At 39.6% G+C, this 23392-nt stretch carries 25 protein-coding genes; 9 read left to right on the plus strand and 16 right to left on the minus strand.

The features are described 5' to 3' along the window. Positions 1 to 3: 3 nt before the first annotated feature. The gene (locus ACXAG7_RS01730; protein ID WP_408043797.1) at positions 4 to 519 is read right to left on the minus strand and encodes an RNA polymerase sigma factor; all 516 of its coding nucleotides are present in this window, start codon (positions 517 to 519) and stop codon (positions 4 to 6) included. 192 nt (positions 520 to 711) lie between these two features. On the opposite strand from ACXAG7_RS01730, the gene ACXAG7_RS01735 reads away from it, so the two are divergent. Together ACXAG7_RS01735 and ACXAG7_RS01740 are read left to right on the plus strand one after the other, a co-directional pair. Beyond that, positions 712 to 1917 (plus strand): multidrug effflux MFS transporter, encoded by a 1206-nt coding sequence (locus tag ACXAG7_RS01735; protein ID WP_476665746.1) that lies wholly within the window; start codon positions 712 to 714, stop codon positions 1915 to 1917. A gap of 4 nt (positions 1918 to 1921) precedes the next feature. Further along, positions 1922 to 2626: a pseudouridine synthase gene (locus ACXAG7_RS01740; RefSeq protein ID WP_476665747.1), complete on the plus strand. Its 705-nt coding sequence runs from the start codon at positions 1922 to 1924 to the stop codon at positions 2624 to 2626. A gap of 175 nt (positions 2627 to 2801) precedes the next feature. Here ACXAG7_RS01740 and ACXAG7_RS01745 read toward each other — a convergent pair whose 3' ends face one another. From ACXAG7_RS01745 to ribD, 12 genes are all read right to left on the minus strand, one after another. Next, on the minus strand, positions 2802 to 3281 hold the full coding sequence (locus ACXAG7_RS01745; RefSeq protein WP_408043800.1) for an Lrp/AsnC family transcriptional regulator: 480 nt from the start codon (positions 3279 to 3281) through the stop codon (positions 2802 to 2804). A gap of 80 nt (positions 3282 to 3361) precedes the next feature. Continuing rightward, on the minus strand, positions 3362 to 4414 hold the full coding sequence (locus ACXAG7_RS01750; protein ID WP_476665748.1) for a M14 family zinc carboxypeptidase: 1053 nt from the start codon (positions 4412 to 4414) through the stop codon (positions 3362 to 3364). Positions 4415 to 4417: 3 nt separating this feature from the next. Continuing rightward, positions 4418 to 5884: an aminotransferase class V-fold PLP-dependent enzyme gene (locus ACXAG7_RS01755; protein WP_476665749.1), complete on the minus strand. Its 1467-nt coding sequence runs from the start codon at positions 5882 to 5884 to the stop codon at positions 4418 to 4420. Between the two features lie 138 nt (positions 5885 to 6022). Then, entirely contained in the window at positions 6023 to 7414 is a 1392-nt protein-coding gene (glmM, locus tag ACXAG7_RS01760) for a phosphoglucosamine mutase (RefSeq protein WP_408043803.1), read from the minus strand. Positions 7415 to 7549: 135 nt separating this feature from the next. Then, the gene (locus ACXAG7_RS01765) at positions 7550 to 8926 is read right to left on the minus strand and encodes a M43 family zinc metalloprotease (protein ID WP_476665750.1); all 1377 of its coding nucleotides are present in this window, start codon (positions 8924 to 8926) and stop codon (positions 7550 to 7552) included. Positions 8927 to 9181: 255 nt separating this feature from the next. Then, positions 9182 to 10951: a 30S ribosomal protein S1 gene (gene rpsA / locus ACXAG7_RS01770; protein WP_408043805.1), complete on the minus strand. Its 1770-nt coding sequence runs from the start codon at positions 10949 to 10951 to the stop codon at positions 9182 to 9184. Between the two features lie 185 nt (positions 10952 to 11136). After that, positions 11137 to 11529: a pYEATS domain-containing protein gene (locus ACXAG7_RS01775; protein WP_408043806.1), complete on the minus strand. Its 393-nt coding sequence runs from the start codon at positions 11527 to 11529 to the stop codon at positions 11137 to 11139. A gap of 4 nt (positions 11530 to 11533) precedes the next feature. After that, positions 11534 to 12058 (minus strand): hypothetical protein, encoded by a 525-nt coding sequence (locus tag ACXAG7_RS01780; protein ID WP_408043807.1) that lies wholly within the window; start codon positions 12056 to 12058, stop codon positions 11534 to 11536. 38 nt (positions 12059 to 12096) lie between these two features. Beyond that, entirely contained in the window at positions 12097 to 12705 is a 609-nt protein-coding gene (locus ACXAG7_RS01785) for an IMPACT family protein (RefSeq protein WP_476665751.1), read from the minus strand. A gap of 2 nt (positions 12706 to 12707) precedes the next feature. After that, positions 12708 to 13574, minus strand: coding sequence for an EamA family transporter (locus ACXAG7_RS01790; protein ID WP_476665752.1), 867 nt, complete (start codon positions 13572 to 13574; stop codon positions 12708 to 12710). 5 nt (positions 13575 to 13579) lie between these two features. Beyond that, a complete protein-coding gene (locus tag ACXAG7_RS01795; RefSeq protein ID WP_476665753.1) occupies positions 13580 to 14185 on the minus strand; it encodes an HAD family hydrolase in 606 nt (201 codons plus the stop codon). Continuing rightward, positions 14178 to 15206 carry a bifunctional diaminohydroxyphosphoribosylaminopyrimidine deaminase/5-amino-6-(5-phosphoribosylamino)uracil reductase RibD gene (gene ribD, locus ACXAG7_RS01800; RefSeq protein ID WP_476665754.1) on the minus strand — a complete coding sequence of 343 codons (1029 nt, stop codon included), beginning with the start codon at positions 15204 to 15206 and terminating at the stop codon, positions 14178 to 14180. Before ribD ends, ACXAG7_RS01795 begins: the two co-directional genes overlap by 8 nt. Positions 15207 to 15307: 101 nt before the next feature. Here ribD and ACXAG7_RS01805 point away from each other — a divergent pair, with 101 nt between their 5' ends. Continuing rightward, positions 15308 to 15802 carry a GNAT family N-acetyltransferase gene (locus tag ACXAG7_RS01805; RefSeq protein ID WP_408043812.1) on the plus strand — a complete coding sequence of 165 codons (495 nt, stop codon included), beginning with the start codon at positions 15308 to 15310 and terminating at the stop codon, positions 15800 to 15802. Positions 15803 to 15889: 87 nt separating this feature from the next. Continuing rightward, on the plus strand, positions 15890 to 16750 hold the full coding sequence (prmC, locus tag ACXAG7_RS01810) for a peptide chain release factor N(5)-glutamine methyltransferase (RefSeq protein WP_476665755.1): 861 nt from the start codon (positions 15890 to 15892) through the stop codon (positions 16748 to 16750). Here prmC and ACXAG7_RS01815 read toward each other — a convergent pair. Further along, entirely contained in the window at positions 16747 to 18222 is a 1476-nt protein-coding gene (locus tag ACXAG7_RS01815) for an aminotransferase-like domain-containing protein (RefSeq protein WP_476665756.1), read from the minus strand. The genes prmC and ACXAG7_RS01815 overlap by 4 nt on opposite strands. Positions 18223 to 18300: 78 nt before the next feature. On the opposite strand from ACXAG7_RS01815, the gene ACXAG7_RS01820 reads away from it, so the two are divergent. Genes ACXAG7_RS01820 through ACXAG7_RS01835 form a run of 4 tightly spaced genes read left to right on the plus strand, consistent with a single transcriptional unit; the run spans position 18301 to position 20317 of the window. Further along, on the plus strand, positions 18301 to 18825 hold the full coding sequence (locus tag ACXAG7_RS01820) for a DinB family protein (RefSeq protein ID WP_476665757.1): 525 nt from the start codon (positions 18301 to 18303) through the stop codon (positions 18823 to 18825). Beyond that, positions 18819 to 19109, plus strand: a complete 291-nt coding sequence (locus tag ACXAG7_RS01825; protein ID WP_408043816.1) for a DUF1272 domain-containing protein — start codon at positions 18819 to 18821, stop codon at positions 19107 to 19109. Before ACXAG7_RS01820 ends, ACXAG7_RS01825 begins: the two co-directional genes overlap by 7 nt. 3 nt (positions 19110 to 19112) lie before the next feature. Beyond that, entirely contained in the window at positions 19113 to 19643 is a 531-nt protein-coding gene (locus ACXAG7_RS01830; RefSeq protein ID WP_476665758.1) for a GNAT family N-acetyltransferase, read from the plus strand. An 11-nt stretch (positions 19644 to 19654) separates the two neighbouring features. Next, positions 19655 to 20317, plus strand: coding sequence for a pyridoxamine 5'-phosphate oxidase family protein (locus ACXAG7_RS01835; protein ID WP_476665759.1), 663 nt, complete (start codon positions 19655 to 19657; stop codon positions 20315 to 20317). Positions 20318 to 20451: 134 nt separating this feature from the next. Here ACXAG7_RS01835 and ACXAG7_RS01840 read toward each other — a convergent pair whose 3' ends face one another. After that, the gene (locus ACXAG7_RS01840) at positions 20452 to 20967 is read right to left on the minus strand and encodes an SHOCT domain-containing protein (protein ID WP_476665760.1); all 516 of its coding nucleotides are present in this window, start codon (positions 20965 to 20967) and stop codon (positions 20452 to 20454) included. Between the two features lie 274 nt (positions 20968 to 21241). Here ACXAG7_RS01840 and ACXAG7_RS01845 point away from each other — a divergent pair, with 274 nt between their 5' ends. Continuing rightward, the gene (locus ACXAG7_RS01845) at positions 21242 to 21928 is read left to right on the plus strand and encodes a hypothetical protein (RefSeq protein WP_476665761.1); all 687 of its coding nucleotides are present in this window, start codon (positions 21242 to 21244) and stop codon (positions 21926 to 21928) included. Between the two features lie 56 nt (positions 21929 to 21984). Here the strand turns inward: ACXAG7_RS01845 and ACXAG7_RS01850 are convergent, their stop codons facing one another. After that, positions 21985 to 23316, minus strand: coding sequence for a pepsin/retropepsin-like aspartic protease family protein (locus ACXAG7_RS01850; RefSeq protein WP_476665762.1), 1332 nt, complete (start codon positions 23314 to 23316; stop codon positions 21985 to 21987). Positions 23317 to 23392 lie beyond the last annotated feature (76 nt).

The following is a 23392-nucleotide window of genomic DNA, read 5'->3' on the forward strand; positions in this document are numbered from 1 at the left end:
ACCCTACTTAAAATTACTACCAATTTTCGCCCGAAGCGACTTTAGCGCCAAAGACATCCTCTTTTCGACAGCTTTTACTGAAATCCCTAGCATTTCTGCGATTTCCTTATATTTCTTTTTGTCTATTCTATTCAACAAAAAGACCTCTCGTTGTTTGTCAGGTAAGTCCGCAATCGCGCCTTTTAATTTTTTTAAAAATTCCTGTTCTTCAATGAGGTACTCAGGGGTTTCGTGAGTGTAGTTTTTTTGACCTTCTGAAGCGTGCTTAAGTACTATCTTTTTATGCGCCACGTGATTTAAGAACATATTATTCGCCACCGTGAACAGAAAAGACTTCGCTTTCGAAAAAAACACCTTCGCACAGTTCTCCCATAGCTTGACAAATGATTCTTGGACCATGTCTTCTGCTAAATCGCGATCACCGCATTTGTAGTACATAAAATTATACAAGGATTTGGAATGTTCCTCGTAAACTTCATTGAATACTTTTGGTTTGCAAATAGTTTTTTTTGTTTCCATCGCAACAAACATAACATTTTTTAAAAAAAATGGTAGGGTTATTTAGATTTTAATTGTTTAATAGTAAAATTAATTAAAACGGTGCTATTAGTTCTCCACTCACCCTTCTTACTTCTAATAGCACCTTCTTCTTTAACGTACATTAGCGTCTTTTAACAAGGTGCTTTCTTAAAGATATTGTATTTTTGCGAGATGCAAAAATCTTCGAACACTTCACATATAGAATTCATTACTTTAATGGCTTCTTTAATGTCACTTGTCGCGCTCTCTATTGACGCATTGCTACCCGCTCTTAGCCCTATTGGCACAAGCATACACGTAACTGATAACCAAGACTTACAACTATTGATTACCATGATTTTTCTGGGTCTCGGTGTCGGTCAATTAATTTCAGGTCCCATCTCTGATAGTGTCGGCCGGAAACCTGTAATTTACGTAGGATTTATCGTTTTCGTCTTGGCCAGTATCCTCTGTGTGTACTCAGAGTCTTTGGAGTGGATGATTGTAGGACGCATTTTTCAAGGTGTTGGTTTATCAGCTCCGCGAACCTTGAGTATCGCCATGGTTCGAGATACATTTAGCGGGAATTACATGGCTAAAATTATGTCGTTTGTCGTTGTGATTTTCATTTTGGTTCCGGTGGTGGCACCCTCAATCGGGAAACTTTTGTTAGATCAGTACGGCTGGCAAGCTATTTTTTACAGTCAACTTTTTTTTGGAGCCTTCGTTATCCTATGGTTAGCAAAACGACAACCAGAAACGCTCAAGGAGGAATATAAAACCCCTTTGCGCCTACAACTCTTCACCAATGGTTTACGAGAGTTTTTCAAACAACGTCAGGCTTGGGTGTTCACCTTAGTGTCCGGATTAATCACCGGTGCTTTTATGGTATACCTAAGTGCCTCACAACAAATTTTTGAGAACCAATATCAATTGAAAGAGGAGTTTCCGTTTATTTTTGCTGGACTCGCGATTTCGGTTGGATTAGCCACCTTTTTAAATGGTACATTGGTTATGAAATACGGAATGTATCGATTGGTGCGATTTTTTGCAATCCTATTTATCGCTGTGTCTGGAGCCTATATCGCATTGTTTTATCAAACTCCAAACCCGTCAATTTATGTGCTCGTAACCTTTTTTGTCCTTCAATTTTTTGCCATCGGTTTCCTATTTGGGAACTTGCGATCTCTTGCAATGCAACCTATTGGACATATTGCCGGTGTGGGAGCTGCCTACAACGGCTTTATCTCAACCATTATGGCCGTGCCAATTGCTACCTTTATCGGAGGCTTTGTCAAGGAAACCAGCCTACCGCTATTCATCGGCTTCTTTTGCTGTGGTATCCTGGCCTTAGGACTCATTTTATACGGAAAAACGAACGATACAAATAAAAATTAATCAGTTGGATTTACATATCTTATACGAAGACGCGTACATCGTATGCGTTGCGAAACCAAACAACCTAGTGGTCCACCATGCCCATCACTCACGTAATGTCACCGACGAAACCTCGTTAGTGCAATTGGTAAACGAACACTTTGAAAGCAAGTGTCATCCTATTCATCGCTTGGACCGAAAGACCTCAGGAGTGGTCGTTTTTGCCAAGAGTAATGAATACGTCGCTCCTTTTCAACAGCTGTTTACCTCTCATGCTATTCAAAAAATTTACTACGGTATTGTACGCGGTCATGCCCCGGCTAAAAAAACCATTGACAGTCCCGTAAAAGGTAGAGATGCTAAAGTGTACAAAGACGCCGAGACGCAACTAGAATTGCTCAATACCACCGTGTTGGACATTCCTGTAAAACCCTATCCAAGCTCGCGTTATAGCCTAGTGAAATTACTTCCTAAAACAGGCCGCTTACATCAATTGCGCATACATTGTAATAAAATAAGCTATCCACTTATAGGGGATCCTAAATACGGCGATAACAATCACAACCAAATGTTCGAAACTCAATTTCAGTGCAGCAAGTTGTTTTTACACGCCTATCAATTGCATTTCCAACACCCATTTACCGACGAAAAAATCGCGATCACTGCGCCATTTCCTGACGATTGGTTACGCATAGGTAAGCATTTTGATTGGAGTGAATTGCAATCTTAACAAACCTACTTATACGGGATCGTTTGGTCAGGGCTATTAGGAAAACACCTGCTTGAAAAAGACGCATTTGCAATAGCTTTACTTAACTTCCCACTACTTTAACCTGTAGCTAAGAAGCAAAAAAGGGCCGTAAATTTAATTTACGGCCCTTTATCATATTATTAAAAATAAGGTGTTATATCTCCTTAAAAATAGCGTGCATTAAACGCTTTTTATCGTTGATGCTTTCTTCCAAAGAAATCATTGTTTCCGTACGATTTACACCGTGGATATCATCAATTCTATAGATAATGTCTTTTGCATCATTCGTACTTCTCGCTCTTACTTTACAGAAAATGTTGTATTTCCCTGCTGTAACATAAGCTACAGTAACATTCGGAATTAATCTTAGATTGTCCAATACGTGCTGAGTCATGGAAGTCTTCTCTAAAAACACTCCGACATGAGCGATAAAAGAATATCCCATTTTCTCATAGTTTAACGTAAGCGTAGACCCTTCAATAATTCCTTCATCTTCCATTTTTTTAACACGTACGTGGATAGTTCCAGCCGAAACCAAAAGTTTCTTGGCGATATCGGTAAACGGCGTACGAGCGTTCTCAATTAAAATGTCTAAGATTTGATGATCAATCTCATCGAGTACAAATTTTTTCATTTTGTGTTTATTCAAGTAATATTGCTAAAATATGATTTTTTTTCAATTTTAAAACTCCAATATTAAAGAAAATCCAAAAATTAGTCAATTACTTTAAATTCTTTATGACCCAAATAAGTTGATAAATTTCCTTCTTTCTCTTTAATCAAAGTAAGTGCAAATTTATTACTTTCAATTCTTTCTACATACTGATACGCTATATCTTTTTCATTATTTTTTGATCGATAAATCACGTCGTAGAAGTTCTTGATATTGTTAGGAATAGAAAAATACGGTTCGTAATTTTCAAAGGTTTTTTGTGTACTAATGTGAAAAATTCCTTGAAGAATGGCGTAAAAATTGAATTTTCGCACCATTTCACGCTCGTAATCTTCCGGGTAATGCCCTGCTTCAATCAAAATGGTGTTGTGCCCTAGCTTTTGAAAATTATCTCCTGTAGCAGTCGGATAAAACTCATCTGTATACCGTCCGATTCCATTTGGAATCAGTTTTTGCAGCAAGCTATTCATCGCGACAATGACATCCATCGTTTCTTTGCGCCCTTGTGTGAGTTTACGAGAAACTTCTTCAGAGGGTGCTAAAAAAGAAATCGTCGCAGGATTGTCTGTTCCTTCCACTCCAAAAATCGTGCGCTGATCGTGTAAATTAAAACAGAATTGTGGATTGAACGCATCGAGTTCGGCACGCAGCAATTGGCTTTCAATAGCCGATTGGTCAACAGCGTCCCTATTGAGGTCCACCTCCTTGCTATTTACTCGGGTATAAGCTAAAGCACCGTCAGGATTTAACATGGGTATAATTTGCAAATCCACCTCCTTCAATATACTTTGCACAACTTCAGTATCTGCGAAGTGTACACAGTAATTGATAAAATCAAAAACTGCTTTGGTACCTGTACTTTCATTACCGTGCATTTGACTCCACATCAGGATTCTTTTACTTCCAGTACCCATACGAAGCTTAAAAATTGGGCGACCTTCCTCTGAGGCGCCCAATTTTTCAACTCGTATAAAAGCCGGTAATTTTTCAATTAGTGGTTGGATATCTTCCAAATGGATCCACCTTCCTGAAATCGATGATTCTTTTATCGTTGCATATTGCTTTTCCAGCTGTAATTCGCTTAACAATTTCATAGTTTATACGGCAAACCAAGAAGCGACCAATCCTTTTTCAGGGGCCTCTACTTCTAAGTGTTCATAATCGTTTTTAATTGGGTTGTATCGATATTCCTTACTCCATACTTCAATATTAGCTGCTAAGGCCTCTAAAGACTCGCAGATAAACTGAACTTCGGCATCGGTGATGGTAGGATGCACAGACAAACGTACCCAACCCGGTTTTTCTGTACTACAACCTTCCTGAATTTGATCTTTTATCTTGTGTGATGTCATTTGATCAACATTGAGTAAAAAGTGTCCGTAGGTACCTGCACAAGAACAGCCTCCTCTCGTTTGAATTCCAAATCGATCGTTGAGTAATTTCACCACTAAATTAAAGTGGTATCTCTCAAAATAAAACGAAAAGATACTCAATCTATCTTTGTGCTGTGGCGCTAAAATTCGCACTCCTTCCAGCCCTTCTAAACAATCGAAAAAGACCTTGTTTATCTCGTCTTCTCGACGTTTCATTAGCTCGGTTCCCATTTGATCTTTCACCTGCATGGCTAAGGCTATTCGAATGGTTTGCAAAAATGCGGGCGTCCCACCATCTTCACGGGTTTCCACATCGTCTATATAATCGTGTTCTCCCCATGGGTTGGTATAAGTAACGGTACCGCCTCCTGGGTTATCAGGAATCGTATTTTTATACAGTTTCTTATTAAACAACAGCACTCCAGAACTTCCTGGTCCTCCTAAAAACTTGTGTGGTGAAAAGAAAATTGCATCCAAATAGGCGTCTTCCTGTGCCGGATGCATATCGATATCAACATAAGGTGCTGAACAGGCAAAATCAACAAAACACAGCCCGTTGTACTTGTGTATTAACGAAGCGATTTTATGATAATCTGTCTTGATTCCTGTCACATTCGACCCAGCAATAACTGAGGCTATTTTTATAGGACGATCCTGGTATTTCTTAATGGTTTCCTCAAAGGCATCCAAACAAACCAATCCTGCGGCATTACAAGGCACCACCTCTACATCAGCGATGGTTTCGTACCACGATGTTTGATTGGAGTGATGTTCCATATGACTCACAAAAACTATAGGACGTTTTTCCTGCGGAATTTCGGTGTGTTCTTTTAAGTTTTCTGATACCTTAAGCCCTAAAATTCGTTGAAATTTATTGACCACTCCGGTCATTCCCGAACCCTCTGTGATCAAAACATCATCCGCATTAGCATTTACATGTTCCTTGATTATCGTACGCGCCTTGTGATATGCCAAAGTCATAGCCGCTCCTGTAGTCGAAGTTTCCGTATGGGTATTCGCTACAAAAGGTCCAAATTCGCGAAGCATCTTTTGTTCCAATGGCTCGTATAAACGTCCACTTGCAGTCCAATCTGCATAAATCAAATTCTTTTCACCATAAGGGGTTGTAAACGTCTGATCAATTCCGATGATTTGATCTCTAAATTTTCTAAAGTGCGATTCTAAACTCATCACTAGTATTTTTAAGGTAATTAAGAAATAACTTTTAAGTAGTCTGTATACTTGAGGAAGGGTATGGGTTTTATAAGATAGTCACGTCGGCACCATACCGACGGACTATTAAGTTATGCGGTTCAGTAATACGCTTGTTTACGCAATTACCGCTTGGATCTCGTCGATAAAACGAACCGCAAGAGCATCAGCTGCTTCTTGAGATTCCGCTTCGGTATAAATTCTGATAATAGGCTCAGTATTTGACTTGCGCAAGTGCACCCACTCGTTCGCAAAATCGATCTTTACACCATCCACTGTATTTACTTCTTCGTTTTCATACGTAGCTGCCATGGTTGCCAATACTTCATCTACGTTGATTTGAGGAGTCAATTGAATTTTATTTTTACTCATAAAATAACTCGGGTAGCTATCGCGAAGTTCTTTACAACTCATTTTTACATTCGCCAAATGAGATAAGAACAAGGCCACTCCTACCAATGAATCTCTACCGTAGTGCGATGCAGGGTAAATAATACCTCCGTTTCCTTCACCACCGATTACTGTATCGGTTGCTTTCATCATTTTCACCACGTTAACTTCTCCTACAGCACTTGCTGTATAGGTACCTCCGTGCTTTTCTGTAATATCGCGCAAAGCTCTTGACGAAGAGAGATTTGAAACGGTATTTCCTCCGTTGCTCTTTCCGAGAACGTAATCTGCACAGGCAACTAAGGTGTACTCTTCTCCAAACATAGAACCGTCTTCTGAGATAAGTGCTAAACGGTCCACATCAGGATCTACCACGATTCCCAAATCAGCCTTCTTCTTTACCACCAACTCAGAAATATCCGTTAAGTGTTCTTTTAAAGGCTCTGGATTGTGCGGAAATTCTCCGTTAGGCTCACAGTACAATTCTACACACTTTACTCCTAGTTCTTTTAAGAGCATTGGAATTGCAATTCCTCCTGTAGAGTTCACACCATCAACCACGACTTTGAACTTGGCTTTTTTAATCGCCTTAGTATCTACCAAATCAAGCTTTAAAACTTGTTTGATGTGCTTTTTAATGTAATTTTTCTTCTTTTTATACGATCCTAGCTCATCCACATCAGCAAAAGTCATTGCTGAACCTTCAGCAATTTCCAACACTTCTGCACCATCGGCTCCATCGATAAACTCTCCTTTTTCGTTGAGAAGTTTCAAGGCATTCCATTGTTTTGGGTTATGCGAAGCGGTTAAAATAATTCCTCCTTGTGCTTTTTCTATAGGAACCGCTACTTCAACCGTTGGCGTTGTAGACAAACCTAAATCGAGCACGTTAATTCCTAATCCCACCAAGGTATTGGCCACTAAATTACTGATCATCTTACCTGAAATACGAGCATCTCGACCGATAACCACAGTAATCTTTTCTTTATCTCTATTCTTATTCTTAATAAAAGTTCCATATGCTGCAGCAAATTTAACTGCGTCAATAGGTGTTAAATTATCACCAACTCCTCCTCCTATCGTTCCTCTAATTCCTGATATCGATTTTATTAAAGTCATATCCTATTTTTAATTTTAAACAAATATAGCGGTATTTCACAAATACTCACTATGAGAGCAATCCTTTCCGTGTAACTTTTGTTACATATAACAGATATAAAAAAACCGTTAAATCTGCATTTAACGGTTCTTCATTTACTTATTTTGTTTAAAACAGAGTTCGGATTCCCGCTGTCCATTTTTGTAGGTGATGGTTATTCTATTATATCCAGTTGGCAGCTCTTGTAAATAGCGTTGTGACGCGACATCTAGTGCATTTAGTTTCTTAACTTTATACATGCCATTTAGCAATACCCCGTAACTTATCACTTCCCCACCTTGAAAACTATCAGTCGGCGCTGTTCTGCAATTCATCGTAATCGTAGCTGAAACCTGCAGAATCTTTACCGCTGTATTATACGGATGCCCCACTGGAGTTTCCTCTTTTCCAAATCGCTGTTTCACTGCCGAGTTATCCGAGCACGAAACAAACTCATAATCAAACCCTTTTTGAAATTTAATAGTCTCAGTAGCCTCAGCGGTATAGTTTCCTGTATATGGCTGGTACAAGGATGCTAGTGTAGTTTTAACGGGCTCAAAAACATCAGGATACGCTTCGATGGCCGTATGCATGCGATTTGCTTGTCCTTCCGTAAATACGGCATGCGCTAAATCGCGACAGGGTAGGTTATACGAACTCATAAAGTTCGATGCAGGAATGTCTCTGATGGCTATTCCGCATTGATCATTCGACAAGTTACCCAAATACGAATGACAATCTCCAGCAATATCTGTTGTATTGAAGGGTACAGACGGAGGGGTATCTTCTACTCCATCATTATAATGTGCCAATTCGCAATTTCCACTGTTCCAATTAGCATGGGTATGATGCAAAAAGAAATTGTGTCCTACCTCATGAGTCAAGGTCGAAGATAGCAGGTATTTATCATTCACTACCACATTGACTCCTGGCTTGTTAGCAAGGCCCGCAATTTCTCGGGTATCGTACTGGCTCATGCGAATGGTTGCGGCGATAAAGATATTCAAGCTGTTTTCCTGGTACAGTCCTTCCGTTTTCGCATAGGTGACCAATTCATCAAAGGTTCTTGTACCTCCCAAATAAACTACGGATCGATAGGTGTCATTAATTTCCCCATATCCTCGGTACTTAAAAAAGATATTATAGGCATTAAAAGCCCCATTTAAATTGGCTACTGCACTCAAAATATCCGCTTCGTCAATTGGGACAGTTCGCTGTCCATTATTTTCGTTGAGCACGTGAAAGTACACGTTAAAAACCCGTTGTACGTCGCGATAATGCACAGTTGGATTCGTTAATTTTTGAGAGACCTCAGTCGTCCACTCTTCGTGGCAGTCAAGTGGTTGCATTTCGCGTTCTTTAAGGTAGTGTTCCACCTGATGAAGTTGCACTTGTTTTTCTTGTAGTAGATAGGTCAATTCTCGTTGTGCACAGCATACAGTAGTGCACAGAGCCAATGTTATAAACAGGCTCTCTTTTGTCGTATTGATCATAGACAAAGACTTAGAATTATGATATGATTTCCGGGGGGACCATTTCTAGGTGAACGGAAAGAGATTCAACTAGAAAATATTTTGAAAAGTAACCTACATCCTTTTCACATCTCATCTAATAAGATGACTATCAGTTCTATATAAATTTAATCAATTTTAGAACGAAAAACAATACTACTCATCGAAAAGTGCGGAAAGCAAAAAAAAAACCGTTGCCTAAGGCAACGGTTTTCAAGAATTTATAGTGGTTGAGAATTATTTCCCTTCCATTTTCTTCTTTAATTCAGCTAATCCACCGATATCTCCTAAAGTAGTTTTTTCTACTTCTTGAGCTTTCTTAGCAGCAGCTTTTACGTTCTTTTGCTCTTCTTCTCTAAAGATAGAAGTGTGAGAAACAACGATTCTACGGTATTCTTTACTAAACTCAGTAACTTGGAACTTTACAGTGTCACCTTTACCTAATTTTCCTCCTTCTTCTTTCTCTAAGAAACGAGTTGGAGCAAATGCTTCTACACCGTCAGCGAATGCTACAGTAGCACCTTTATCGTTTTTATCCTTGATAGTTCCTTCGTGGATAGATCCGATAGCGTAAGTAGCTTCATGAGCATCCCAAGGGTTCTCTAAAGTTTGCTTGTGACCTAAGTTTAACTTGCGGTTTTCTACGTCTAACTCTAATACTTGAACTTCTAATTTATCACCTACTGTTACGAAATCAGATGGGTGCTTAATTTTCTTAGTCCATGATAAGTCAGAGATGTATACTAATCCGTCGATTCCTTCTTCTAACTCTACGAATACACCGAAGTTAGTGTAGTTACGTACAGTTCCAGTGTGCTTAGAACCTACTGGGTATTTAGAAGTGATATCAGTCCAAGGATCTGGGTGTAATTGCTTCATACCTAAAGACATCTTACGCTCTTCGCGGTCTAATGTTAAGATTTGAGCCTCTACTTCGTCACCAACAGTTACGAAATCCTGAGCCGAACGCAAGTGCGTAGACCAAGACATTTCAGAAACGTGGATTAATCCTTCAACACCATCTTCTACCTCTACGAAAGCACCGTAGTCAGCTAATACTACTACTTTACCTTTTACAGTATCTCCAACTTTTAAATCAGAGTTTAATGCTTCCCATGGGTGAGCAGATAATTGCTTTAATCCTAATTGGATTCTAGACTTGTTATCATCGAAATCTAAGATAACAACATTTAAACGTTGATCTAACTCAACAACCTCATTTGGATGGTTGATACGAGACCAAGATAAATCAGTAATGTGGATTAATCCGTCAACACCTCCTAAGTCAACAAATACACCGTAAGAAGTTACGTTTTTAACAACTCCTTCTAATACTTGTCCTTTTTCTAATTGACCGATGATTTCACGTTTTTGATCTTCTAAGTCAGCTTCGATTAACGCTTTGTGAGATACTACTACGTTCTTAAATTCGTGGTTGATTTTAACAACTTTGAATTCCATAGTTTTCTCTACGTATTGATCGTAATCACGGATAGGCTTCACATCGATTTGAGAACCTGGTAAGAATGCCTCGATTCCAAATACGTCAACGATCATACCTCCACGTGTTCTACACTTAACAAAACCGTTAACGATTTCTCCAGTTTCGTGAGCGTTGTTAACACGATCCCATGCTTTGATTACACGAGCTTTCTTGTGAGATAATACTAATTGTCCAGAAGAGTCTTCTCTCTTGTCAACTAATACTTCTACTCTATCTCCAACAGCTAAATTTGGGTTGTAACGGAATTCGTTTAACGAAATTACACCTTCTGACTTAGAGTTGATATCGATGATAGCATCACGCTCAGTAATACGTACTACTAAACCTTCAATTACATCACGCTCATTTACGAACCCTACAGTTCCCTCTAAAGCAGTTTCAAATTCTTTTAATTTAGCCTCGTCTACAGCCTCAATACCTTCTTCGTATTTGTGCCAATCAAAGTTTGCTAAAAATTCTGCTGGATTTACAGCTTCCGCTGCGTTTTTTGTTTCTTCAGACATGTCTGAAATAAATTTTGTATCTTTTTGTCAACCAGGCTTTTATCGAAATTAACGCCAAGAGATATTAAACTTAAATAAATAATTTTGTACCTTTTCCAAACCTGTACTCGTAAAAAGGAGTGCAAAGATACAAAAAAATATTTAGTTATCCTAGTTGATAGCGTTTTGTAAGTGAGTATTTTAGCTTAAAATTGTACTTCCCAATTTATTTCCCCTTTTTTAATCTGTTCTCCATAAGTCAAAAAGTGGTTGAGTTCCAAGCGCTGTCCATTGATGTCTTCTAGTTCTATTTTGACGTAAAACAACCCCCAAGTCCACAGTACCAATTTACAGTAAGGATTTTGAGGACGGCGTTCAATAACACGAACTCTGTTATTAAAAGACTGGTGTAACGTATAGGTCGCTTTCTTTATAAACGGAACATCATTCCCTTCCAAGTACAAATATACCTTGTATAGGTTTCTACCACTTTTTCCTTTTCGGTAATGGGCTTTACGTACCTTAAGTTGATCTCGATCCTCTGGATTGAATAGTGAATCGCTTATTTTGACGTCATATGTTTTGAGTCTTTTTTTCATCGCACTATTCTTTTAGGTCAATTCCCGGATCTGGAGCCGGCTGCATGGTCGTGTAAACATCTTCTTGAATACTTTCTTTTCCTTCGAGAGGATCCGATTGTTGAGCTGCCTCCCCATTACCTGTAATCGCTGAGTTCGTACGTGCCGCAGATTCTCCAAAGTAATACCCTATAACCGTTCCCATAATTCCTCCTAAAGAAGCAATGACCAGTTTAAGCGCTTCCATTTTTTGGTAAAATAAATCCGTAGCTGCCATGGAAAAGATAATCAACCCCGCAAAAATCAATACAATTACTAAGGCCAAAAAATGCTTAAAGTCGTTGATGAGATTGGCAAAAAACTGGGTAACCATATAAATCAGATTTCCGTAGCCTTTACTCTTAACTTCGGGTTGCTTGTAACGTCCCCAACTGAACAATTTAGCAAGCCAATTGATAAATGACATCAGTGCAAATACGCACAGGATGAACATTAAAATACCTTTTGACTGCTTTGAAAGCATGGTTAAGAATTCTTCAATTACAAGCATGGTTCGTTTTTTTGAGCTAAGGTACGTATTTTTCCTAGTTACACTTCCAATTCTTTGATGGTAACTTTAAAAAGGTTATCAAAAATTTCCTTAATAATGGGGGCTTCTTTTTTGCGAATGGCAATTTCGTATTTACAATCCATTTCTAAAGTTTGTCCCACAATCCGAATATTTCGTTCTTTAATGATGCGCTGCACTTTGTTCATCATATCGTACCCGAATTGAAGCTCAAAGTGCACGTCAATGGTTCGCTCTTCAATATTTGCTGCCTCCAACGCCAGTTTTGCAGAATTTTTATAGGCATTAATTAAACCTCCTACTCCTAATTTCGTTCCACCAAAATACCGCACAGAAACCACCAATACGTCAGTTAGGTCAAATGCTTGAATTTGCCCGTAAATAGGTTGTCCGGCTGAATTGCTCGGTTCGCCGTCATCATTGGCTCTGAATTGCACTCGTTCTTTCCCCAGCTGCCATGCATAACAGTGGTGACGTGCCGTGTGGTGCAGTTTTCGCAACTGCTCGAGACAGTGTTTGATATCCTCCTCCGATTGCACGGGAAAAGCATAACCAAAAAATTTACTATTTCTGTCTTTAAACAGCGTTTCCTCAGAAGGAGCAGTCAAGGTTTTATAGGTGTCTTTCATAATTAACCATTGGCATTTGCTACGAGTACGATTCCGATAATGGCAAGCGCTACTCCGATGAGATTCTTTTTACTCAAGCGTTCTTTAAACAAAACAACACCGACCACTGTCGACAAAATCACAACCCCCACATTATTAAAGGTAAACAATTCTGAACTTTCAAAATTTTTGTTTTGCAATGCTTTGATAAGAAAGAATATAGAATAGTAATTTGGTATTCCTAAAACAATTCCTGCCATGAGGTTTTTCCAATGAAATTTAGGGCGTTTCACTAACAGTTGCCCAAAAAGCACTAGGATTCCAAACAAGGCTGCAAACCCGAACAAACAGCCTGAGAAAAAGTCTACATCGTGCTGTGACACAAAGTTCGTTTCTACGTATTTTAAGGTGGTATCGATAACTCCTGAGCCGAGGAATAATAAAATAGGAAAGATCAAATTACCGCCTTTTCCAGACTTGCCTTCCTTTACCGAGGACAAGTAAACTGCGATTAAGGCAATGATTATCCCAATTAATTTTAAGACTCCTGCGCTTTCGTTATACAGCACAATACCAAACAATATGGGGACTACGAGCGACATTTTCCCTGCTATCGAAGCGACTCCCACCCCGTTTCGCTGAGCTGTTAGCGCCATCACAAAAAAGATGCTGACAAATAACAACCCTAGAAAAATTGCCCCGAGCAACCACGGCTGCTCCGGAACTGTACCTAACTTTCCAAACGCGTTGGCAGAGGCCATCCCCAATACAAATGCGACCACGTAGTTGACTACTATCGCTTGTAAAGTATCGATTTTAAAACGATCAAAATATTTAAATATCACAAACAGCGATGTGGAAAAACACACGCTCAAAACTAAATTCATCATACTCCCTAAATTCCTAATTTTTCAGCTAAATTAACTACGTCTTCTTTTTCTGGATCTATATTCCAACTTCTAATACCTAACTGTTCGGCAGCTTCCGTGTTTTCAAGCGTATCATCGATAAAAAACGTTTCTTCCGCCAACAAGTTGTTTTCTGCTAATACAAATTGGTAAATATCACTGTTGGGTTTTCGAAAATGGATCTCATGAGATAAGTAGAACTGCTCAAAACAACTCTTAAACTCTTCGTATAGTTCCATTCCCCAATCATTTTTAATCCAATCGATATGCAATTCATTGGTGTTGCTCAGTAAAAACAAACGATACTCAGCACCTGCTGAGAGTTCCTTTAAAAACTGAAGTCGATGCTTAGGAAAATCCAGTAAGATGGCATTCCAAGCTCGTACGAGATCTTCTTTACTAAAGCCATAGGTCTTGTGAAAATGCCCTACAAACGCTTCTGTAGTAATCTTACCTGTTTCATAAGCGTAATACTGTTCTAGCATAGATTCGTCTACTTCGTGTAGTCCCAATTTAGCTAATTCTCTATAGGTTGCTTGCTTGTCGAGATTGATAAACACATCTCCAAAGTCAAAAATGATATTCTTAATCATTGGTTATAATTCGTAAATAGTCGTTTTTAATGAGTTCTTGTCGGTATCCCTTACCACTAATTTCAGGAGCTGGAATTCCGGTACCTAAGGCTACCGATCCTGTAAAGATGCGGGCTTCATCCCAAAGACCTTCTTTTATAAAGGTCGTCAGTGTTTGACGCCCACCTTCGATAATGACAGATTGAATTTTATGTCGTTGCAATACCTTGCAAATTTCCATAGCCAAAGAAGATTCGAACGAGATAGGCTCTACAAATACACGTCCATCTTGATAGTTTTCTTTTACGATATTTCGATCGACAAGCACTATGGTTTTTACAGTTTGATCAAACAGTTTTGAGTCCTTAGCGATACGTTGGGTACGGTCAATAACAACGCGAACGGGATGTTGCCCGGACCACGATCTTACATTTAAGGCGGGGTTGTCATCCACAGCAGTATTCGTACCTACTAAAATGGCATGCTCTTCCGAACGCCATTTGTGTACCAATTGTTGCGAATGCTTATTTGAAATCCATACTGGTGCTCGGTGCTCTTTTTTCAAAGGTGCGATAATCCCGTCAGAAGATGCCGCCCACTTCAAAATCACATAAGGACGTTGCTCATTTTGTACCTTAAAAAATCGTCGATGATGGTAAAAGCACGCTTGTTCGAGTACGCCTACAAGTACCTCACAACCCGCCTTTTTTAAGCGTTCAATTCCTTTCCCTGCCACCAAACTGTTGGTGTCTAGGCAGCCAATAACTACACGAGGTATCCCCTCCTTGACTATTAAATCTGCACAGGGAGGTGTTTTTCCGTGGTGTGAACATGGCTCCAGAGTCACGTATAAAGTAGCCTCTCTCAACAGTGATTTATCTTTGACTGAACCAATGGCATACACTTCTGCATGTGCACCTCCGTAGGCCGCTGTAAATCCTTCTCCTATAATCTTTTCATTGTGAACAACCACAGCTCCTACCGAAGGGTTGGGTCTTGTTGTTCCAATACCTAAGCCTGCCAATTGCAGACAGCGTTTCATATATTTTTCGTGATTTATCGGCTTCATAATAACTCACTCAAAAGAGATTTTTTTTGATTGATCATTTTGGTAAATTGCAAATGCAAAAATACTATATTCCTATGACAACGTCTGATTTTATTATAAGAGAAGTTAAACCTCAAGACAACAAAGCATTAGCTACAGTAATCCGAACCGTACTTGAAGAGTTCGGAGTTCCAAAAGTAGGAACAGCCTACGAAGATCAGGCAACAGATGAAATGTTTGAGACCTACCAATCACCACGTGCTAAGTATTTTGTTATTGAACATCAAGGCAGCGTTGTTGGAGGAGCCGGAATTGCCCCACTAGAAGACCATCAAGACGATGTTTGTGAGTTACAAAAGATGTATTTCCTCCCCATTACCAGAGGCAAAGGACTAGGAACAAAACTCATTCAACACTGTTTGCAATTGGCCAAAGAAATCGGATTTACCGCCTGTTATTTAGAAACCATGCCTTATATGGATGCCGCTCGTAAGCTGTACGCCAAAAATGGTTTTCAAAATCTAGATAGCCCTATGGGAAATACAGGGCACTATTCTTGTAATGTTTGGATGCTGAAGTCACTTGATTAGTACGGCTGTATAAATTTGCGCAATAAGCCATAAGAAAACTGCTATAATTGGGCAATTTTACAGAACTTTGCCGATTTAAGGGAATTCATGAGTACACCTATGCAAACGATTAAAGAATATCAGGCCTATTTTAAAGAAGAATTAACGGAACTGTTTCCTGCTACGGAAATACAGTGTTTTTTTCAGTATCTGCTAGAACACTATACCCCACTTCGCCCTATCGATTTGGTCATGAATCCAACAAGTGTCTTTACTCCTGAGCAATTAAAGCACATGCAACAAGCTTTGGAACGATTAAAAAAACAAGAGCCGGTACAACATATTATAGGGAGTACCGAATTTTATGGACGTTCTTTTAAAGTGACCCCAGCGACCCTTATCCCGAGACCTGAAACAGAAGAATTGATAACCTGGATTATCGAAAGTGTTCCCGCGGCCACGGAAGCGAGTATTTTAGACATCGGTACCGGAACAGGATGCATCCCAATTACCCTAAAAAAGGAGCTTCCCAATACAACTGTGAGTACCATTGACATTTCGGAACAAGCACTTCAAATTGCGAAAGAAAATGCCGAAAAACACGCCGTTGACATCAACTTTATCCAGAAGGATATTCTGAACAGCTCAACCGTTGAAATGGCAGACATCATTGTTTCGAATCCACCCTATGTACGCATGTTGGAAAAAAAAGAAATTAACGATAACGTGCTTCATTTTGAACCCCATACCGCTTTGTTTGTCAGTGATGAAGATCCGCTGATTTTCTACCGTAAAATATGTGAACTAGCCAGTCAGCACCTGCGACCTGGTGGTTATTTATTTTTTGAAATCAACCAGTACTTGGGAGCTGAAACACTGAAACTAGTAACGGATTTCGGATTTTCAAATGCCCTACTAAAAAAGGATATCTTTGAAAACGATCGTATGATTAGGGCACAATGGCTTTAATAACGAAGGAAGGCTTTTTCTAAACGACTGACCAAAACCTTAAGTTCCTCCTCATTATGTCGGGCAAAGCCCATTCGAATACCGTTGTGTTGGGTTTTTGCCATGTCGTAGCGCTCCCAATTACCCAACAACACCCCTTCTTCAACGGCTAGTTTGGCCACGCGTTCCCATGAGTACTCTTTTTTTAAACGCACCCATACAGCCATACCTCCTTTGGGGATGTCAAATTCCAGATACGGACTCAAAGCGTCCTGTAATAGACTACAGAACAGATCTCTTCGTCGCTCGTAGTGACGCATAACCTTGCGAATATGCCTATCCATATCACCCGTTCGTATAAACTCAGAAAAGGTAAGCTCCAATAAGGCGTCCCCTTGTCGGTCTACAAATCTGCGGATTCGAGCCGCTTCATCAACAAAAGATTTTGACGCAATCAAATACCCCACTCTAAAAACAGGTGCCACGGCCTTGCATACAGAACCTATATAAATTACCGACTGCCCCTGGTCATGACTAGCCAAAGGTAAAATAGGCGCGTGATTGTAATTAAAATCATAATCGTAATCATCCTCGATTACCGCAAACTTATACTGACTAGCCATATTTAACAAACGCAAACGCCTTTCGGCAGACAGCGTAACCGTAGACGGATGATGGTGATGACTCGTAACATAGACCGCTTTGATAACTTGCTTTTCTAGGATAGTCTGCAAACGCTCGGTACACAAACCGTCCTCATCAACAGGAACTCGAAGCAACGTCGCCCCACTCTGAAGAAAGGTCAAGTCTGCAGAAGGATAATTTGTTTCTCCTACCACAATACAATCTCCTTCCTTTAAAAGCAACTGGCTACTCAACCAAATCCCCATTTGACTTCCTCTAGTAATAAGTAAATTATCAATGGTAATAGACAATCCTCTCGTTTCATTTAAATAGGCAACCAGCACTTCACGCAAACGCAAATTACCATAAGTAGATCCATAACTCATCTCTTCCTGAGTACTCCGCTTTCCGGCGAGTTTTCTGTAAATACGGGCCACATCTACGGTCGGAGCTAAACGAGTATCGCTAATACCGTCATCAATACTTATCATTCCCGGTGATGCTTCTGAAGTTTCATAATTCCGATGTGAATCTCGATAAAACTGAAAACCAACCGTATCGATCGCTTTCGTTTTGTTTGCAGAGGAAGGATTGGACTGAAAGCTTGAAATTGGAAGTGTAGCCTTTACATAAGTGCCTTTTTTAGGTATGGTTTCAACCCAACCTTGTAATTCCAATTCCTCATAGCAAGCCACGATTGTTTTTCTGTGCACGTTCAAAAGCTCTGCTAGGCTGCGAGTCCCAATTAATTTGGTAGTACTCGGTAAGTGCCCTTTTTTGATATAATGGATAAATTGATGGGATAATTGCAGATAAAGTGCACTTCCTGATTTGCGATCTAAGAAAAAGCTTGTTTTGTATGGAAACATCTGGACTACTCAGTATTTAAATTCTGGACTCATTAAATAGTCCATAAATATACTATTTTTGAATAAAAACAATACTATATGCTTATTAACACCTTAGAGACCAAGGAATACAACTCGTATTACCAACTGTACTTAGACCAAATTCCGGCCAATACCTCGCTGCTCGAAGGTTACCAAAGAGATTTTGAGGAAACGAGCAATTTTTTCTTGTCCTTACCCGAAAACAAACTGTTATTTCGATACGCTGAAAACAAATGGAGTTGCCAAGAAATATTACAGCACCTCATTGACACAGAGCGCATTTTTATTCACAGGTGCTTTCGAATTGCACGTGGAGAAACACAAAACATAACGGGATTCAATCAAGACGACTACCTCCCTCCTGCCGGAGCCGACAGCAAAAGTTTAACACAGCTCCTCGAGGAATTCAGTACCACCAGAAACTACAGCAACAACCTACTACAAAGCCTTAATGACGATGCATTGCGCACCATCGGTACTGCGAACCAAAGTGCCATGTCAGCCAGAGCTGCTGCCTTTGTAGTACTTGGACATAACCAGTGGCACAAGCAAATCATTAAAACCCGGTATTTATCATGTTAAGTCTAAAACCCAACTGCGAGCACTGCGGTACTTTACTAGCTTACAATGCCACAAATGCGTACATCTGCAGTTTTGAATGCACCTATTGTGAACATTGTGCTTTAACAGTATTTGAAAATGTTTGCCCTTCTTGCACAGGCAACTTTAGCAAACGTCCAATTCGCCCAGTAAAATGGTTGGAGAAATACCCAGCGGACACTCGCATCCTACACCAACCCAAAAATATAACTGATACCTTTAAAATTCAACAAACGCTGAAAAACACGGCTCCAGAAAATCGATAAGCTATGATGACCACCGACGTATTACAAATTAGACCCGCTACCCAACAACAAGCAGAAGTTCTCGCCCTTCTAGGAAGGATAACCTACGAGCAATCACACGGTCATTTTATAGAAGACAAGCAGGAACTAAGCAACTATTACGAGCAGGCATTTGACCCATCGAACCTAGCGAAGGACTTGGCCAATAAAAATAACAGGTTCCATTTAGTGTACTACAAAAACTTCCCTGTCGGCTACACCAAACTCGTATTAAACCAGCCTTTTGAAGGCAATGCATTCGCTGATAGTTGCAGGCTCGAACGCATTTATATTCTGCAAGAATTTTTGCATTTAAAATTAGGCAATGAAGTTTTAGATTTCCTGATCAACAAAGCGAAAACCTTACACTTCAAGAATATGTGGCTTACCGTATACATTAAAAATGAACGCGCATTACACTTTTACACTAAAAACAACTTTACAAAAATTGGCAGCTATGACTTTAATGTGGGTAGCCTGACCTATGAAAATACTGTATTAAACAAAACCATATAATAACACTTAGCATGACAGCGTACACAAAAACAGAATTGAACCGCGTGAAACGTGGGGCCAACAGAGCCTCTTATGATCAGGCCAAAGTATATGAAATTCTCGACAGTGGATTTGTCGGTTATTTGAGCTACGTCTTTGAAGGAACAAGTATTTGCCTACCCATGGCCTATGGACGTGAAGGAAAGCGTATTTTTTTACACGGATCGCAGGCCAACAGAATGCTTTTAAGCTTATTGGAACAAGACTCTGTAAGCATGACAGTAATGCACTTAGATGCGCTGGTTCTAGCTCGATCAGGACTGCATCATTCTGTCAACTATCGATCAGCAACAATTTTTGGTAGTGTTACCAAAGTGGAAGACGACGACGAGAAAGACTTCGCACTCAAAACAGTTATGGACCATATGATTCCCGGACGCTGGGAAACATTGCGCAGCATGACCAACGAAGAAAGAGACAGAACACTGGTATTGACCTTGACCATTGAAAGTGCCTCTGCTAAAATTCGAGATGTAGGCGTTAATGACGAACCCGCTGATGAGCAACTTCCCATTTGGGCCGGACTTATCCCCGTTGAACAAAGCATCGGCGCTCCTATTAGCGATCCGAAACTCGCAAAGGACGTTGCCATTCCTGAACACATCCTTCAATACGTCAAAACAGACGCGTTGTAAAATTTGAGAAGTACCTCAATTCAAGCCACCCGTTCAACAGAATGGGTGGCTCTTAATTCCTGTCTAATCAGTCTTGGTTTTAGTTTAGGACTAATATCATCAACTAATAGAAAAGGGCGTTTCCTTAATTGCTGTTAACTATTAAGTATGCGCTGTTTTTCTCGCTCAAACTCTTCTTGTGTTAATACCCCCATTTCTTTGAGGTCTGCCAGCTTTTTCAATTCATCCATTCGCGAGCCTGAATTCGTAGAAATTACGGTACGGCTTGAAGATTTAGCTCTTGTCATTTTCCTCATGATTAGCTCGTAAATCTCCTGCATTTCTTCCGATTTCTTTTTAAAGAATGTGGCATCTACCACAACAGTATAGGGGTCTGATGTCATCTCTTGATTTGCTCCCATAATAACACCGATTTCTGCCTCTGGATTCTCAGCCGTATAGGGCATGTTAACTCTAAAATATCCATCTCCCCAAATACTCGGCTTTCTAAAATCAATGTGCGAAATATCGCGGTAATAATAATGCTTAACTCTATCCTTTTGCTTAAATCCGGAAAATAGTCCACTAAAATTATTTCGTTCAATAATTAAGCAATCTTCACAAACTATGAGGTCCCCATTGGAACCATTAACTTCTGCTATCTTTTTCATTTGGTGTATAACTGGTTTTTGTTCAATTTTATTAAGTTCTGTAAAGATACACTATCCATAGTTTGTTTACGGAGTTATCCGCAGGTATTCTCAGCTACTATTTTCAACGCAATACAACTTAACTTTCGAAAAAGATGGCGCTTACAACACAGCTTCCTACACCATCACTTTGTAGCACCGATAAGTCCCTAAATTGTTGTACAATAGCTATTCGTTTTAAGGATACCCCAAAAAGTGCGATAAATAAAGTACTTTAGTGCTTTAAACCATACCCATGAAAAAAACAGTAAAAATCATTGGAATCCTTCTTCTAGTCCTATTGGGAATTTGTGCTTTTTTATACTGGAATTCAGATGAAAATCTACCAACAGGCCAAAGCGGTCCTGCCGCCGATGCCTTAGCAAAAAAAATGTTAACTGCCCTAAACCACCAAGCCTATGACAGCACTAGATATGTGGAATGGAGTTTTCGAGGAAAACATTTTTACAAATGGGACAAACATAAAAACACAGTTGACGTTTCATGGAACGGCAATCGCATATCTCTAAATACGCTGACACCGACAAAAAGTAATATCCTAGCGAACAGCACTACAAAAAGCGACCAAGAACTAATTGACTACGCTGAAAAAATCTTCAACAACGATAGTTTTTGGTTAGTTGCTCCTTATAAGGTTTTTGAACCTGGCATAGAGCGACGTCTAGTTACTTACGAAGGACAAGAAGCCCTATTAGTCACTTATACTACTGGAGGAAGTACACCGGGCGACTCATATCTTTGGTTATTAGATGCTACTGGTAAACCCTATGCTTACAAAATGTGGGTTTCGATTATTCCTGTAGGAGGAATGACCGCTACTTGGGATTCATGGATTACCACCCAATCAGGAGCTATTTTACCTACCGAGCACAAGCTCCCCGTTGGGACTCTCGACATGGGAACTGTAAAAGCCTATAACTAGTGGGCTTTCGGTTAAAAAAATGCTGATTGTACAGCGCGAAGGTAACAGAAGCTGTATTAGATACGCTTTTCGAGCCTAAATTTGTATTTAAAATCCATAACACCGCGTTCTACAATCATAACAATTTTCTTTTTTGGCTTCGAATGAAATATTTCCATTATTTCTTCCAAGGTGAACTCGTGTGCTAATTTCCCGTTAATCTTTTTAATTAAATCACCTTGTTGTATCCCTGCCAATGCTGCTGGTGATCCCGGAGCTACTCGATCTACTTTAAAAGAGGGTTTAAATCGGTAGTTATAACTCGTCACGAACGAAATTGTTTTATTACTACTGCCGGCTGCCTCTCCAAAATCATTCTGCACTCTTGCCAAATTCGTCGACTTTTCCTTGACCAATTCCAACCCATTATAAACGACGTGCAAGCCACTCATATTATAAAAGAAGCCGCGTTTTAAGGAAGCGTTCTTTTTCAGAATCAGCTTGTTATTCGGATAATCTATCCACACCTTAAATCGCTTTAGCACTTCCCCTCCAATACTTCCATTGCGCTCTCTATACCTTCTGGCATTTAGGGTTGAAAGCGTATCCAAAAAAGAAGCTGTCGGCTCTGGCATTTCGTATTTTCCAATGGCGAGTGAACGAATTCTACTGCGTTTTCCATATATGGTTCCGCTTAACCCCTCGCCTAATATATCGATAAAAAACTTCGATGGAGTTTTAATATTTTTTCCAGTTCCTTCAAATAACCAAAGCGCATCACTCCCACCTGAATCTACTAGCATCTTGACCGTAATCGGAATGTTACTGCGATCTAGTTTTACACTTGCATTAATATAAGGTTTATTTTTATCAAAGGTAATGGGGAGCTTTTCACAAGATCTGCACCTAGGTTCTTTATAGGTGATAGGTTTGTAAAAGGTAAGTCGTTCTGAACTGTAATTCACCCTCACAACCACGTCTTTAAGCAAATCAAAACCAATGATTCCATGGATGGTCGTTCCCATTTTAGAGGATAACTGAAAAGCGTCGTCCGTTATCACATACAGCTCTTGCTCATATCCGTTAATCTCTGCTATTTTAAAATGGTTATTTCTAGATCGCAAAGCCTCTAGAGGTTCACCGGCCCCCAATCCATGAATGAATACTTTTTGGGTACTTTTCAGCTTTAAGCTATCGTTATTTGCACTGAATAAGATCGTTTTATTGACCCCAGTATCGAGTATAAACGACAATTTTTGTCCATTTATCTCTAAGGGAAATACAATTAAATTGTTTATCAACTTAAAACTAACATCCTGCTTTTTAAGCTTTTGATGAAAAACGAAACGTGATTGCGCAGTTAGTTCCAGCGCAAACAATACTGTAAGAGCGAGTAGTGATTTTTTCAATGGCTATTATTTTAGGGATTCTTAAGATACGACGCTCTTATTGATATAACTAAATTTTAGGAAATTTTTAACCTAA

It is taken from the genome of Tenacibaculum sp. AWR4_210, assembly GCF_056160945.1.

What these genes read in the sequence shown, in the direction of transcription:
- ACXAG7_RS01730 (WP_408043797.1), bottom strand. Translation starts at nt 519, where the DNA reads ATGGAAACAAAAAAAACTATTTGCAAACCAAAAGTATTCAATGAAGTT.
- ACXAG7_RS01735 (WP_476665746.1), top strand. Translation starts at nt 712, where the DNA reads ATGCAAAAATCTTCGAACACTTCACATATAGAATTCATTACTTTAATG.
- ACXAG7_RS01745 (WP_408043800.1), bottom strand. Translation starts at nt 3,281, where the DNA reads ATGAAAAAATTTGTACTCGATGAGATTGATCATCAAATCTTAGACATT.
- ACXAG7_RS01750 (WP_476665748.1), bottom strand. Translation starts at nt 4,414, where the DNA reads ATGAAATTGTTAAGCGAATTACAGCTGGAAAAGCAATATGCAACGATA.
- ACXAG7_RS01755 (WP_476665749.1), bottom strand. Translation starts at nt 5,884, where the DNA reads ATGAGTTTAGAATCGCACTTTAGAAAATTTAGAGATCAAATCATCGGA.
- glmM (WP_408043803.1), bottom strand. Translation starts at nt 7,414, where the DNA reads ATGACTTTAATAAAATCGATATCAGGAATTAGAGGAACGATAGGAGGA.
- ACXAG7_RS01765 (WP_476665750.1), bottom strand. Translation starts at nt 8,926, where the DNA reads ATGATCAATACGACAAAAGAGAGCCTGTTTATAACATTGGCTCTGTGC.
- rpsA (WP_408043805.1), bottom strand. Translation starts at nt 10,951, where the DNA reads ATGTCTGAAGAAACAAAAAACGCAGCGGAAGCTGTAAATCCAGCAGAA.
- ACXAG7_RS01775 (WP_408043806.1), bottom strand. Translation starts at nt 11,529, where the DNA reads ATGAAAAAAAGACTCAAAACATATGACGTCAAAATAAGCGATTCACTA.
- ACXAG7_RS01780 (WP_408043807.1), bottom strand. Translation starts at nt 12,058, where the DNA reads ATGCTTGTAATTGAAGAATTCTTAACCATGCTTTCAAAGCAGTCAAAA.
- ACXAG7_RS01785 (WP_476665751.1), bottom strand. Translation starts at nt 12,705, where the DNA reads ATGAAAGACACCTATAAAACCTTGACTGCTCCTTCTGAGGAAACGCTG.
- ACXAG7_RS01790 (WP_476665752.1), bottom strand. Translation starts at nt 13,574, where the DNA reads ATGATGAATTTAGTTTTGAGCGTGTGTTTTTCCACATCGCTGTTTGTG.
- ACXAG7_RS01795 (WP_476665753.1), bottom strand. Translation starts at nt 14,185, where the DNA reads ATGATTAAGAATATCATTTTTGACTTTGGAGATGTGTTTATCAATCTC.
- ribD (WP_476665754.1), bottom strand. Translation starts at nt 15,206, where the DNA reads ATGAAACGCTGTCTGCAATTGGCAGGCTTAGGTATTGGAACAACAAGA.
- ACXAG7_RS01805 (WP_408043812.1), top strand. Translation starts at nt 15,308, where the DNA reads ATGACAACGTCTGATTTTATTATAAGAGAAGTTAAACCTCAAGACAAC.
- prmC (WP_476665755.1), top strand. Translation starts at nt 15,890, where the DNA reads ATGAGTACACCTATGCAAACGATTAAAGAATATCAGGCCTATTTTAAA.
- ACXAG7_RS01815 (WP_476665756.1), bottom strand. Translation starts at nt 18,222, where the DNA reads ATGTTTCCATACAAAACAAGCTTTTTCTTAGATCGCAAATCAGGAAGT.
- ACXAG7_RS01820 (WP_476665757.1), top strand. Translation starts at nt 18,301, where the DNA reads ATGCTTATTAACACCTTAGAGACCAAGGAATACAACTCGTATTACCAA.
- ACXAG7_RS01825 (WP_408043816.1), top strand. Translation starts at nt 18,819, where the DNA reads ATGTTAAGTCTAAAACCCAACTGCGAGCACTGCGGTACTTTACTAGCT.
- ACXAG7_RS01830 (WP_476665758.1), top strand. Translation starts at nt 19,113, where the DNA reads ATGATGACCACCGACGTATTACAAATTAGACCCGCTACCCAACAACAA.
- ACXAG7_RS01835 (WP_476665759.1), top strand. Translation starts at nt 19,655, where the DNA reads ATGACAGCGTACACAAAAACAGAATTGAACCGCGTGAAACGTGGGGCC.
- ACXAG7_RS01840 (WP_476665760.1), bottom strand. Translation starts at nt 20,967, where the DNA reads ATGAAAAAGATAGCAGAAGTTAATGGTTCCAATGGGGACCTCATAGTT.
- ACXAG7_RS01845 (WP_476665761.1), top strand. Translation starts at nt 21,242, where the DNA reads ATGAAAAAAACAGTAAAAATCATTGGAATCCTTCTTCTAGTCCTATTG.